Origin of the sequence: Flavobacterium humidisoli, assembly GCF_023272795.1 — a bacterium.
Lineage (GTDB): Bacteria > Bacteroidota > Bacteroidia > Flavobacteriales > Flavobacteriaceae > Flavobacterium > Flavobacterium humidisoli.
In genome coordinates, this window is record NZ_CP096829.1 from 4,174,523 (window position 1) to 4,187,668 (window position 13,146).

Sequence of the window (13,146 nt, forward strand, 5' to 3'; positions counted from 1 at the left end):
AATTAATTTGTGATTATCATAAGAAGCAATCATTTATATACTACTTTTATGCTTTTTAAATTTAGCAAAAAAACATCCAAAATCCTTCCTTTAAATAAGTTTTATTGAAATGGCAAAAAAGGCAATTAATCCTACTAAATCATTAAAAATTCCTAAGATTATTATAATATCTGCGAAAATTTGTGCTTTTATATCCACAAAGTTAGTTACAAAATTTGCCGCAAAGATTTTTACAACACCTATAAAGCATAAAGTTCCGAAAAGAGAATTAGAAATGGATGCTAAAAGCATTCAAGAATTAATCTTTGTCCCTTCAATTGATAAAAGTATTGTTACATACTCATATGGACAAAGTCAACGCAAAGTATTATTGGTTCATGGCTGGTCTGGGAGAGGAACGCAACTCTTTAAAATTGCTGATGAACTTTTGGCACAGGGATATTCAACAGTTAGTTTTGATGCTCCTGCACATGGAAAATCAAAAGGAACGACAACAATAATGTCAGAGTTTATAGCCTCTATCTTAGAAATAGAAAAACAATTTGGTCCTTTTGAAATTGCAATTGGGCATTCTTTAGGCGGAATGTCGGTTCTAAATGCGATAAAAGATGGATTTAAAATAGAAAAAGCTGTAGTTATAGGAAGTGGTGATATTATTCAGGATATTTTAGATGAATTTACTTCTAAACTGGGTTTACAAAAAGAAATTAGCAATCATTTGAAAGATGCTTTTGAAAGTAAATATCAAGTAATAATGGATGATTTTTCAGCCTATCGAGCAGCTCAAAAAATCAATATTCCTGTTTTGGTTATACATGATAATGATGATCCTGAAGTATCCGTAAAAGCTGGAAAGCATATTTATGAAAATCTTAAAAATGGATCTTTATTTTTAACTGATGGGTTAGGACACAGAAAAATACTAGGAAATCAAAATGTAATCAGAAAAATTCTAGAATTCATTAAAATCAATTAACTTTATAGGTAAATATTTAAGTATCAATATTAAATAAATTTAGAAAAATGGATTTATTTGGAGAAACTTTAGATTGGGAAGCTAAATTAAGACCTATTTTAAAAAAGTATAAAAGCAAAAAACATCCTTTAGATTATCAAAATCCATATCAGTTATTAGTTATGGTTCTTTTGTCTGCTCAAGATTCTGATGCCAATATCAACTCAATTGCACCAGTTTTATTTGAGAAATTCCCAACGCTTAAAAGTCTATCAAAAACTAATCTAGAAACTTTTTTACCCTATATAACTAAAGTTCGTAATCACGGAACTAAAGCACAATGGCTTTTGGATATAGCGAAAACCATAAAAGAGGATAGCAATATTCCTTTAACCATGTCAGGATTAATTGCATTGAAAGGCATTGGAAGAAAATCTGCAAACGTAATTTTGAGAGAAACCGGCCAACCAGCTGAAGGAATTATTGCAGATTTACACGTAATAAGAGTTGCACCAAGAATTGGAATAATTAAGGAATCTAAAGATGGTAATAAAGTAGAAAAAGATTTAATGCAGGCTTTACCGAAAGAAATTTGGTCAGAAATAGGAATGGCAATTTCATTTCTAGGTCGTGAAATCTGCAGACCTAAACCTAAATGCCCCGAATGTCTTTTAACTGATATTTGCCTATACTACAATACCGAAATCCTTAAAAATTAATTATTTTCTTCTTGTATCAATCAAATAAATAATCTTCCACGAATCTTTTTCTTTAAATAAAGTAAAGGCATTTACACCAGAATGGCTTAATTTATCATTTAAATAAAATTCATAAGGCGTCCAAACATGCGCCATTGCTCCGTCAATCTGAATAGTATAACTCAATATTTTTTCTTGGAATTTCATACTTGAAGGAATAGATGCAATAGATTTATAGAACTCTTTCACACTTTCATCAGATAATTTATTTCCTTTGACAACGCTTTCAGTAATAGATTGCAGAATCATTTTATTCGAACAAACCAATTTGATCTTTGTTGAATCTCTCTGATGAAATCCCTCAAAAAAAGATTCAATGCATTTTTGAACTTCTTGCTTTTGAGCATTCGAAGATAATCCTAAAAGAAGAAAAAATATAATGATATAAATTCTCATGGCTATAAAATTATTTAAACACCAAATTGAGATAAATGATGGTCTAAATGTTTCGCGAACATATTATTCCACTCTTTAGAAGACAACTTACCAAAAGAAAGAGATTCTTTCCCATCAAATTCTTTTTCTCCTAATTCTTGCGTTTTTTGAACATAGGAAATCAGTCTGCTTTTTTCTAGCCCAAAATCACGATTGCCTTTAATAATAAATTGCGGAGCTGTACTAAGGCTTCTTTGATAAGGAGTTTCATTTACAACTTTATTTTTAGCCAATAGCTTTAACAGAAGCTTCATGAAAGCATTTGGCTTCGAATGGATATTATCATAAACCATTTCATATGTAACGTTACAATGAGCCAACATTTGATCAACAGACATTTTTCCCCAAAGTGGCAGAGAATCTGTTTTAAGCTCATTAATCCTAGTAATAAATTGATCACAATCTTCTTTGAGAAAAACATTTTGCATTGTCGAAAATGAGATTTAAAGTTAAATATAGAAGTAAAAATATAAAATTTCTGATTAAAACAACTTTGAAATCTAGTATTTTAGCTTATTCGTGACGAGAAAAACAATTTCAGTTTAGATCAAAAAAAAACTTCAATTAACAAAAGCTAATTGAAGTTTTAGTACTCAGAGCGGGACTTGAACCCGCACGAACATTGCTGTTCACTGGATTTTAAGTCCAGCGTGTCTACCAATTTCACCATCCGAGCATTATGTGGTACCTCCAGGGATCGAACCAGGGACACATGGATTTTCAGTCCATTGCTCTACCATCTGAGCTAAGGTACCATATTGCTTATATTTCTATAAGTAAAAGTTAGAATAAAAAACCCCATTTAAAAACGGGGTTTTCAAAAGAAAGGCGACGACATACTCTCCCACATAACTGCAGTACCATCTGCGCAGGCGGGCTTAACTTCTCTGTTCGGGATGGGAAGAGGTGAGCCCCGCCGCAATAACCACCTTAAGGTTTTTAGTCTAAAGCCTAAGGTCGTAAAGTCTAAAGTTTTCACTTGAGGCTTTCAACTTTCGTCTTTAAGACTGCCCGCGACGGGCAAATATTTTAACATACTGAGATAAAGAAAAGCAAATATATTTTAGAAAGTTTCCTCCCGAGCCTTGCGGCCCGGGAAAAGGGTGTGCATAAGCTTACGGATTATTAGTACTACTCGACTATGACATTACTGCCTTTACATCTGTAGCCTATCAACGTGGTCATCTTCCACGATCCTTAAAAGAAATCTCATCTTGTGGTGGGTTTCGCGCTTATATGCTTTCAGCGCTTATCCCTTCCAAACGTAGCTACTCTGCGGTGCCCCTGGCGGGACAACAGATACACTAGAGGTTTGTCCAATTCGGTCCTCTCGTACTAGAATCAGATCCACTCAAATTTCTAACGCCCGCAGTAGATAGAGACCGAACTGTCTCACGACGTTCTGAACCCAGCTCGCGTGCCACTTTAATGGGCGAACAGCCCAACCCTTGGGACCTTCTCCAGCCCCAGGATGTGACGAGCCGACATCGAGGTGCCAAACCCCCCCGTCGATATGAGCTCTTGGGGGAGATCAGCCTGTTATCCCCGGCGTACCTTTTATCCTTTGAGCGATGGCCCTTCCATGCGGAACCACCGGATCACTATGCTCTACTTTCGTACCTGATCGACCTGTATGTCTCTCAGTCAAGCTCCCTTATGCCATTGCACTCTACGCACGGTTACCAAGCGTACTGAGGGAACCTTTAGAAGCCTCCGTTACTCTTTTGGAGGCGACCACCCCAGTCAAACTACCCACCAAGCACTGTCCTCTTCTTTGAAGAGTTAGGCCTCAGATAAACAAAGGGTTGTATTTCAACAATGACTCCACAACGCCTGGCGACGCCGCTTCATAGTCTCCAACCTATCCTACACATCATTTATCCAAGGTCAATACTAAGCTATAGTAAAGGTGCACAGGGTCTTTTCGTCCCACTGCGGGTAAACGGCATCTTCACCGTTACTACAATTTCACCGAGCTCATGGCTGAGACAGTGTCCAGATCGTTACACCATTCGTGCAGGTCGGAACTTACCCGACAAGGAATTTCGCTACCTTAGGACCGTTATAGTTACGGCCGCCGTTTACTGGGGCTTCAATTCAATGCTTCTCCGAAGATAACATCTCCTCTTAACCTTCCAGCACCGGGCAGGTGTCAGGCCCTATACTTCATCTTACGATTTTGCAGAGCCCTGTGTTTTTGATAAACAGTCGCCTGAACCTCTTCACTGCGGCCCCGATTGCTCGGGGCGACCTTTCTCCCGAAGTTACAGGTCTATTTTGCCTAATTCCTTAGCCATGAATCTCTCGAGCACCTTAGGATTCTCTCCTCAACTACCTGTGTCGGTTTACGGTACTGGTTCTTACTGCCTGAAGTTTAGAGGTTTTTCTTGGAAGCCCTTAGGCGCACTATCTCTTTGTCCGAAGACTCCGAGTACTATCGCATTTCACCAAGATCTCCGGATTTGCCTAGAGACCCTATAGCTAGGTGCTTTAACGAACTATTCCGTCAGTTCGCGGCGCTTTCATCACTCCGTCACCCCATCACAGCAATAAGAAGTACGGGAATATTAACCCGTTGGCCATCGACTGTCCCTTTCGGGTTCGCCTTAGGTCCAGACTAACCCACAGCTGATTAGCATAGCTGTGGAAACCTTAGTTTTTCGGTGTGCGGGTTTCTCGCCCGCATTATCGTTACTTATGCCTACATTTTCTTTTCTGACCGGTCCAGCATACCTTACGATACACCTTCAGCCCTGTCAGAATGCTCCCCTACCACTTTGCATTGCTGCAAAATCCATAGCTTCGGTAATATGCTTATGCCCGATTATTATCCATGCTCGTCCGCTCGACTAGTGAGCTGTTACGCACTCTTTAAATGAATGGCTGCTTCCAAGCCAACATCCTAGCTGTCTGGGCAGACAAACCTCGTTCTTTCAACTTAGCATATATTTGGGGACCTTAGCTGATGGTCTGGGTTCTTTCCCTCTCGGACTTGGACCTTAGCACCCAAGCCCTCACTGTTATCAATCATTATATAGCATTCGGAGTTTGTCAGGAATTGGTAGGCGGTGAAGCCCCCGCATCCAATCAGTAGCTCTACCTCTATATAACTAAAATAACGCTGCACCTAAATGCATTTCGGGGAGTACGAGCTATTTCCGAGTTTGATTGGCCTTTCACCCCTACCCACAGGTCATCCGAAGACTTTTCAACGTCAACCGGTTCGGTCCTCCACTGTGTGTTACCACAGCTTCAACCTGCCCATGGGTAGATCACACGGTTTCGCGTCTAACACTACTGACTAAAGCGCCCTATTCAGACTCGCTTTCGCTGCGGATCCATGGCTTAACCACTTATCCTTGCCAGCAGCGTTAACTCGTAGGCTCATTATGCAAAAGGCACGCCGTCACCCCACGAAAGGGCTCCGACCGCTTGTAAGCGCATGGTTTCAGGATCTATTTCACTCCGTTATTCACGGTTCTTTTCACCTTTCCCTCACGGTACTGGTTCACTATCGGTCTCTCAGGAGTATTTAGCCTTAGCGGATGGTCCCGCCAAATTCAGACAGGGTTTCACGTGCCCCGCCCTACTCAGGATACCGCTATCCATTATGCTCGTTGCCCATACGGGGCTGTCACCCTCTATGGCGCTCCTTTCCAGAAGCTTCCGGTTCCTTGCACATGAAATGTCGCGGTCCTACAACCCCAGCTATGCCGTAACATAGCTGGTTTGGGCTAATCCGCGTTCGCTCGCCACTACTTACGGAATCACTTTTGTTTTCTTCTCCTCCGCCTACTTAGATGTTTCAGTTCAGCGGGTTTGCCCACCTATCGGTGTGCTATATCTTCAATATAGCGGGTTGCCCCATTCGGGTATCTGCGGATCAATCAATGTGTGCTTGTCCCCGCAGCTTTTCGCAGCTTATCACGCCCTTCATCGCCTCTGAGAGCCTAGGCATTCCCCATGCGCCCTTATTTTGCTTATTGCACCAATCCTGATTATTAAAACAGGACCGTTTTTGTTTGTTTTTTATATTTTGCACGGATGCTCAATAAAAAACGCTTTCTACTTTCTTATTATTTTCTTATCTCAATATGTCAATGAACTTTATTTAGTCGAATGTCAAAAGTCGAAAGTCGTAAAGTGAATCACTTTAGGCTTTATGGCTTTAGGCTTTCTCACTAAAATCGTGGAGAATAACGGAGTCGAACCGTTGACCTCCTGCGTGCAAGGCAGGCGCTCTAGCCAGCTGAGCTAATCCCCCAATTTTTAAATCTCAGATTTTAGAATTCAGATTTTAGATTTCCTTTTCTTCTCTAATCTCCTTTGGCGAATCCCAGCTTCCAGAATTTCCTTCTTTAAGTCAAATAGTAGTCCCGGGCAGACTCGAACTGCCGACCCCTACATTATCAGTGTAGTACTCTAACCAGCTGAGCTACGAGACTCTGTTTTACTTAAGTTTTATCATTTTTTTAAATTAACAGCAAGAGCAATACAATCTCAGATTCCAAACCCACAGTCCGGCATCTTATTTCCCCAGCGTGCGTTGCCGCTAACGCTAAGGCTCTAGAAAGGAGGTGTTCCAGCCGCACCTTCCGGTACGGCTACCTTGTTACGACTTAGCCCTAGTTACCAGTTTTACCCTAGGCAGCTCCTTGCGGTCACCGACTTCAGGCACCCCCAGCTTCCATGGCTTGACGGGCGGTGTGTACAAGGCCCGGGAACGTATTCACCGGATCATGGCTGATATCCGATTACTAGCGATTCCAGCTTCACGGAGTCGAGTTGCAGACTCCGATCCGAACTGTGACCGGCTTTATAGATTCGCTCCCCCTCGCGAGGTGGCTGCTCTCTGTACCGGCCATTGTAGCACGTGTGTAGCCCAAGGCGTAAGGGCCGTGATGATTTGACGTCATCCCCACCTTCCTCACAGTTTGCACTGGCAGTCTTGTTAGAGTTCCCGACATGACTCGCTGGCAACTAACAACAGGGGTTGCGCTCGTTATAGGACTTAACCTGACACCTCACGGCACGAGCTGACGACAACCATGCAGCACCTTGTAAACTGTCTTGCGAAAGATCTGTTTCCAAATCGGTCAGTCTGCATTTAAGCCTTGGTAAGGTTCCTCGCGTATCATCGAATTAAACCACATGCTCCACCGCTTGTGCGGGCCCCCGTCAATTCCTTTGAGTTTCAAACTTGCGTTCGTACTCCCCAGGTGGGATACTTATCACTTTCGCTTAGCCACTGAACTTGCGCCCAACAGCTAGTATCCATCGTTTACGGCGTGGACTACCAGGGTATCTAATCCTGTTCGCTACCCACGCTTTCGTCCATCAGCGTCAATAAATTGGTAGTAACCTGCCTTCGCAATTGGTATTCCATGTAATCTCTAAGCATTTCACCGCTACACTACATATTCTAGTTACTTCCCAATAATTCAAGTCCTGCAGTATCAATGGCCGTTCCACCGTTGAGCGATGGGCTTTCACCACTGACTTACAAGACCGCCTACGGACCCTTTAAACCCAATGATTCCGGATAACGCTTGGATCCTCCGTATTACCGCGGCTGCTGGCACGGAGTTAGCCGATCCTTATTCTTACGGTACCGTCAAGCTGATTCACGAATCAGTGTTTCTTCCCGTACAAAAGCAGTTTACAATCCATAGGACCGTCATCCTGCACGCGGCATGGCTGGTTCAGGCTTGCGCCCATTGACCAATATTCCTCACTGCTGCCTCCCGTAGGAGTCTGGTCCGTGTCTCAGTACCAGTGTGGGGGATCTCCCTCTCAGGACCCCTACCCATCGTTGCCTTGGTAAGCCGTTACCTTACCAACTAGCTAATGGGACGCATGCTCATCTTTCACCGTTGTGACTTTAATAACCAAACCATGCGGTCCGATTATGCTATGAGGTATTAATCCAAATTTCTCTGGGCTATCCCTCTGTGAAAGGCAGATTGCATACGCGTTACGCACCCGTGCGCCGGTCTCTGGCTCCGAAGAACCATACCCCTCGACTTGCATGTGTTAAGCCTGCCGCTAGCGTTCATCCTGAGCCAGGATCAAACTCTTCATCGTATATTTTAATATTATATTGCGATGCTCTTCCTATCGGTTCTTTCGAATCTTCCGACTCTACTGCTCTTATTCTTTTTGTTCTGAAATCTCTTTCAGAACGGCTGTCAATTCAATATGTCTACGAACGTGTGTTTCTTTTTGTTTCGCCTGTATCTCAAAGCGGGTGCAAAACTAAAACTTCTTTTTGTTTCCTGCAAGAAAAAATTGAAAAAATTTTGAAGCTTTTTTTTCGCCTCTTTTTCTCTATTTCCCTCTCAGCATCTCAATGAACTTTTCCGTGTTTTGCGGGGCGCAAATGTAAAAAGCATTTCTCAATCTCGCAAGCTTTTCAGAATCTTTTTTTTTGAAAATTTCTTTTCTTCAGATCCCCAATTCCTGCCAGTATTTCGATGAACGCCTTCGCTGTTGCGGGTGCAAAAGTAGAACCTTTTTCCGCTTCCGCAAGCTTTTTCAAAGAGTTTTTTCAATCTTTTTCCGGTTTATTCCTTAACTTTCTAATAACGGGCAATTTACATTTCAGCTTTTTTTTATCGCTTGTGCGGTTTTTCTTCTTTTAGCTTCTATTTGGCTCGTTTTGCCGCAAAGGCACTAAGACGCAAAGCATTCTTTTCTGCCGTTTTTAATCTCGCAAAGGCACCACGGCGCTAAGTTTTCCCTATTCTTTCTTGCGGAAACTGGTTCCCTAGCCCCGATAGAAGCGGAAATCCTTTTTATGGCGGGGTTCGCCATAAAAAGATTGGAGCGGATAGCGGGATCCAGCTCCTTAATAAAATCCAAATTTCAATTTTAGGCTCCTAATTCCAAAAGCTGCGTTAAAAAAGGGCTTTAGTTTCCCTCAGAAGAAAGGCTTAGAATTTCTCCTAATATATAAGTATAAAAAACAAACCCGACAGATTTTGAAAAACTGTCGGGTTTATATACTATTATATATATGTATACTTATTTCTTATTTAAATCTTTTGCTTTTTGCTGCCATTTTTCCGCTAGATCTTCATAATTCAGAGGATTGGCTGGCTTTTGATTTGTCAATCGGCCAGATTCAAATGCTCTTACCAAAATCGTTTCTATCAAATAGTCTTCGTTTACATCGTAGGGTTTGTATTCTTCTTTTAAACTAATATCAAACAAATTGGCTGTTGTATTCGAAACGAAGGCCTTGAATCCACTTTTTAGTGTTTTTATGAGTTCGTATGTTGTAATTCCTGTTTGGCGATGGACTAGCTTTACTAAAATCTGTCCTTGTTTTCTAGAAAGTTTTTTAAGTCTTTCTTCAAATTCATTATTTAGATAATCTTCTACAATTTTGAAATACTTCTTCTTTTCACGGTTGGTTTTCAAACGTGCCATTCCGTTATTCAATGCCGTTAATCGCTCTGCGGCTAATTTTGCATACGGATAAACTTTATACACTCTATTTTGAAGAATTTGAAATTGTTTCATTTCTTCTGGACTCATCTTCTGTCCTTTTGAAATAATTATTTCTGGCAATTGAATGGTGTCGCCTAAAATAGAATCTTTCTCTGTTAATATATAGCCCATTTGTTCGTTCTCTTTGGGAGTAACTTGGGCTTTAGATGAAAAACAAACTAAGAGTATAAATAAAAAGGTGGTTAATCTCATTGAATCATAATTTAAGTGTAAAATTATATATTTATACACAACTCTAATACCAAATTTATATTTTAGCAGAAAAATATTTTTATGAGTACAAATTCTATCTTAAATGATACTTCTATAGCATTCTTAGAAAGCTACCTAAATAACGCTTCTCCTACTGGTTACGAAAGTGAAGGCCAAAAACTTTGGATGGAGTATTTGAAACCCTATGTTGATACTTTTATAACTGATACTTACGGAACCGCTGTTGGAGTAATCAATCCTGACGCTCCGTATAAAGTGGTTATTGAAGGGCATGCTGATGAAATTTCGTGGTATGTAAATTATATTACAGAAGATGGTTTAATATATGTTATTAGAAATGGTGGTTCTGATCATCAGATTGCCCCTTCTAAAAGAGTAAACATTCATACTAAAAAGGGAATCGTTAAAGGCGTTTTTGGATGGCCAGCTATTCATACTCGTTTACGTGACAAAGAAGAAATTCCAAAACTAAGTAATATTTTTATTGATTTAGGTTGCGAAAACAAAGAGCAAGTTGAAGCTTTAGGTGTTCATGTTGGATGTGTAATTACTTATCCTGATGAATTTATGATTTTAAACGAAAATAAATTTGTCTGCCGTGCGATCGACAATAGAATGGGTGGTTTTATGATTGCTGAAGTTGCTCGTTTACTAAAAGAAAACAATAAAACACTTCCTTTTGGTTTATACATAGTAAATTCTGTCCAAGAGGAAATTGGTCTTCGCGGTGCCGAAATGATCGCACATAGAATAAAACCGAATGTTGCCATTGTTACCGATGTTTGCCATGACACCACTACTCCAATGATTGATAAAAAAGTGGAAGGCGACCTTAAAATGGGCAAAGGTCCTGTTATTGGGTACTCTCCTGCTATTCAGAATAAACTTCGCGATTTGATTGTAGATACTGCTGAAGAAAACAAAATTCCTTTTCAGAGACATGCTACTTCTCGTGCAACAGGGACAGATACTGATGCTTTTGCTTATAGTAATGGAGGTGTTCCTTCTGCATTGATTTCACTTCCATTGCGTTACATGCATACAACTGTAGAAATGGTACATAGAGATGACGTTGAAAATGTTATTCAATTGATTTATGAGTCATTACAGAAGATTGAGAACAATGAAACTTTCTCTTATTTCAATTAAAACAATACCTTATATTAAATTCGGCCGTTTCTTAAAAATGGCCGAATTTATAAATTTACTCCAAGAATGAAAATACTACTACTCGAAGACGATTTTACTTTGTCTAAAGAAATCTCAGCATTCTTTACCTCTAAGAAATTCGAGTGTATTCCTTATTATGATGGTTCGTTTTTGCTGAAAAAATATTTCCCTTACGAATACGATTTGATTATTCTTGACATCAATGTTCCTGGATTAAACGGGATAGAGGTTTGTAAAGGCATTCGTAAAATCGATAATAAAACGCCAATAATCATGCTGACTGCTTTTAGTGAAATAGAAGATAAACTGTCTTCTTTTGATAGTGGCGCAGATGATTATTTGGTTAAGCCATTTCATTTTGAAGAATTATATGCTAGAGTACAATCTCTTTTAAGGCGAAAAGAAGTTCCGCAGCAGATAGAAAGTAAAATTGTAGTTAAAGATTTAGAAATTTTTGAAGAAGATATGAAAGTTTTTAGATCTAATGAAGAAATTAAACTTACTCCGAAAGAATTTAAGTTGATTTTAATTTTGGCTCATGCCAAAGGAAAAGTGCTTTCGAAACAATTTATTTCTGAAAAACTTTGGGACTACCATATTGAAACCAATCAAAATACAATTGAAGTTTATATTAACTTTTTGAGAAAGAAAATAGACAAGGATCACGAAATAAAACTTATTCGTACCAAGGTTGGCTACGGCTATTATCTAAGCGATCAAGAATGACATTAAAAAATAGAATATCACTTTTAGTAAGTTTACTGTTTACCATCCTTTTCGGGCTGGCATCTACAGTGATATTCATTTTGTATTCTAATTATCGAAAAGAAGAGTTCCGCGATCGATTAGAAATTAAAGCTTTATCCAACATCAAATTATTGGTGAATGTCAAACAGATCGATAATCAGCTTTTAAAAATAATAGATCAAAATTCCATTAATAAACTATATGATGAGAAAACCTTAGTTTTTGATTCTAATTATAAGCTAATCTATAGCAGTATCGATGATGCCAAAATTAATTGGTCGGTCGAAGACTTGAAGTATTTAAAAAAAAATAAAACTTTTTTTAAGCAACAAGGAGATTATGAAGTCTATGGCGTTTTTTATGATACAAACGACAAAGACTTTTATGCTTTGATATCAGCAACTGATGATTATGGCAAAAAGAAATTACTTTTTTTAAGGTATACATTAGTTGTTTCGTATATTTTCTTTACTACGATCTGCTGGCTATTAACCTCTTTTATGGTTAGAAAAGCGATGAATCCACTTCTTGCTTTCCATCAAAAAATAAAAAACATTAACGAAAATAATCTCGATACCAGAATTGCATCCAACAGCACCAAAAATGAAGTCGATTTGCTTGCTGATGAGTTTAATTTTATGATGGATCGAATTGAAGTTTCGTATCAAAAACAGAAGGAATTTACTGCTCATGCCTCACATGAATTAAGAACACCGCTTTCTCGAATGACATCTCAGATCGAAAACGCAATTGCCGATCCAGATATAAAACCAAAGAATAACTCTTTCCTTAACAATATATTGGCTGATGTTAATCATTTGGGTGAACTAATTAATTCGCTGCTTATTCTTTCAAAAATTGACAATAGAAGTGCAGAAAATATCGAAATTCAACGTCTAGACGAAATTTTATTCTCTTCAATAGAAAAAATCAATAAAACATTTCCAGATTTTGTTATTCTTTTTGAAATGGAGGAAAGTGATGATCTGGACACTGCTTTGGAAATAAAAGGAAATAAAAATCTTTTGGAAATTGCTATAACTAATATCTTAAAAAATGCCTACATCTATTCAGACAATAAACAGGCGAAAGTAAAAATAAGCACTGACCATTACCATCTTATAGTTTCCATTTCAAATACTGGAGACACTTTAAACGAAGAAGAACAAAAAAACCTTTTTGAGCCGTTTATGCGTGGACAAAATTCAAAAAGAACTTCTGGATTTGGACTTGGCTTAAGAATTGTTCATCGTATTCTGACGGTTCACAAAGCCAACATAACCTACTCAACCCCAAATATTAACACGAATTTATTTCAGTTATTTTTTGAATTGTAAACTTTTTTAAGCTATTTTT

General features: G+C 38.9%; 8 protein-coding genes, 4 tRNA genes and 3 rRNA genes. 5 read left to right on the forward strand and 10 right to left on the reverse strand.

Annotated elements, in window-relative coordinates:
- Positions 1-109: 109 nt before the first annotated feature.
- Both M0M44_RS18045 and M0M44_RS18050 read left to right on the forward strand, forming a co-directional pair.
- Complete coding sequence (locus tag M0M44_RS18045) at positions 110-976, forward strand: alpha/beta hydrolase (protein ID WP_248726936.1); 867 nt, start codon at positions 110-112, stop codon at positions 974-976.
- 47 nt (positions 977-1,023) lie between these two features.
- The gene (locus tag M0M44_RS18050) at positions 1,024-1,674 is read left to right on the forward strand and encodes an endonuclease III domain-containing protein (RefSeq protein ID WP_248726937.1); all 651 of its coding nucleotides are present in this window, start codon (positions 1,024-1,026) and stop codon (positions 1,672-1,674) included.
- On the opposite strand, the gene M0M44_RS18055 is transcribed toward M0M44_RS18050, so the two are convergent.
- The 10 genes from M0M44_RS18055 to M0M44_RS18100 all read right to left on the reverse strand — a co-directional run bounded on the left by M0M44_RS18055 (position 1,675) and on the right by M0M44_RS18100 (position 9,852).
- Entirely contained in the window at positions 1,675-2,109 is a 435-nt protein-coding gene (locus M0M44_RS18055) for a nuclear transport factor 2 family protein (RefSeq protein WP_248726938.1), read from the reverse strand.
- Between the two features lie 14 nt (positions 2,110-2,123).
- Positions 2,124-2,576, reverse strand: coding sequence for a DUF1569 domain-containing protein (locus M0M44_RS18060; RefSeq protein WP_248726939.1), 453 nt, complete (start codon positions 2,574-2,576; stop codon positions 2,124-2,126).
- Between the two features lie 162 nt (positions 2,577-2,738).
- Positions 2,739-2,824: transfer RNA gene (locus M0M44_RS18065), tRNA-Leu, on the reverse strand.
- A 6-nt stretch (positions 2,825-2,830) separates the two neighbouring features.
- Positions 2,831-2,903, reverse strand: a tRNA-Phe gene (locus tag M0M44_RS18070).
- A gap of 68 nt (positions 2,904-2,971) precedes the next feature.
- Positions 2,972-3,081, reverse strand: a 5S ribosomal RNA gene (rrf, locus tag M0M44_RS18075).
- Positions 3,082-3,253: 172 nt separating this feature from the next.
- Positions 3,254-6,135: ribosomal RNA gene (locus tag M0M44_RS18080) — 23S ribosomal RNA — on the reverse strand.
- A 203-nt stretch (positions 6,136-6,338) separates the two neighbouring features.
- Positions 6,339-6,412 (reverse strand) — tRNA-Ala (locus M0M44_RS18085).
- A gap of 107 nt (positions 6,413-6,519) precedes the next feature.
- Positions 6,520-6,593: transfer RNA gene (locus tag M0M44_RS18090), tRNA-Ile, on the reverse strand.
- 125 nt (positions 6,594-6,718) lie between these two features.
- Positions 6,719-8,232, reverse strand: a 16S ribosomal RNA gene (locus M0M44_RS18095).
- The 16S, 23S and 5S rRNA genes sit together here with 4 tRNA genes alongside, the layout of an rRNA operon.
- Before the next feature lie 939 nt (positions 8,233-9,171).
- Complete coding sequence (locus M0M44_RS18100) at positions 9,172-9,852, reverse strand: DUF4294 domain-containing protein (protein WP_248726940.1); 681 nt, start codon at positions 9,850-9,852, stop codon at positions 9,172-9,174.
- 81 nt (positions 9,853-9,933) lie between these two features.
- On the opposite strand from M0M44_RS18100, the gene M0M44_RS18105 reads away from it, so the two are divergent.
- The 3 genes from M0M44_RS18105 (at position 9,934) to M0M44_RS18115 (ending at position 13,127) form a co-directional block, all read left to right on the forward strand.
- Complete coding sequence (locus M0M44_RS18105; RefSeq protein ID WP_248726941.1) at positions 9,934-11,022, forward strand: M42 family metallopeptidase; 1,089 nt, start codon at positions 9,934-9,936, stop codon at positions 11,020-11,022.
- 66 nt (positions 11,023-11,088) lie between these two features.
- The gene (locus tag M0M44_RS18110; RefSeq protein WP_248726942.1) at positions 11,089-11,769 is read left to right on the forward strand and encodes a response regulator transcription factor; all 681 of its coding nucleotides are present in this window, start codon (positions 11,089-11,091) and stop codon (positions 11,767-11,769) included.
- Complete coding sequence (locus M0M44_RS18115; protein WP_248726943.1) at positions 11,766-13,127, forward strand: HAMP domain-containing sensor histidine kinase; 1,362 nt, start codon at positions 11,766-11,768, stop codon at positions 13,125-13,127. Before M0M44_RS18110 ends, M0M44_RS18115 begins: the two co-directional genes overlap by 4 nt.
- Positions 13,128-13,146 lie beyond the last annotated feature (19 nt).

Bases quoted from the DNA above. Each gene is read 5' to 3' on its own strand.
- M0M44_RS18055 (WP_248726938.1), bottom strand. From the start codon at position 2,109: ATGAGAATTTATATCATTATATTTTTTCTTCTTTTAGGATTATCTTCG.
- M0M44_RS18115 (WP_248726943.1), top strand. From the start codon at position 11,766: ATGACATTAAAAAATAGAATATCACTTTTAGTAAGTTTACTGTTTACC.
- M0M44_RS18060 (WP_248726939.1), bottom strand. From the start codon at position 2,576: ATGCAAAATGTTTTTCTCAAAGAAGATTGTGATCAATTTATTACTAGG.
- M0M44_RS18110 (WP_248726942.1), top strand. From the start codon at position 11,089: ATGAAAATACTACTACTCGAAGACGATTTTACTTTGTCTAAAGAAATC.
- M0M44_RS18105 (WP_248726941.1), top strand. From the start codon at position 9,934: ATGAGTACAAATTCTATCTTAAATGATACTTCTATAGCATTCTTAGAA.
- M0M44_RS18050 (WP_248726937.1), top strand. From the start codon at position 1,024: ATGGATTTATTTGGAGAAACTTTAGATTGGGAAGCTAAATTAAGACCT.
- M0M44_RS18100 (WP_248726940.1), bottom strand. From the start codon at position 9,852: ATGAGATTAACCACCTTTTTATTTATACTCTTAGTTTGTTTTTCATCT.
- M0M44_RS18045 (WP_248726936.1), top strand. From the start codon at position 110: ATGGCAAAAAAGGCAATTAATCCTACTAAATCATTAAAAATTCCTAAG.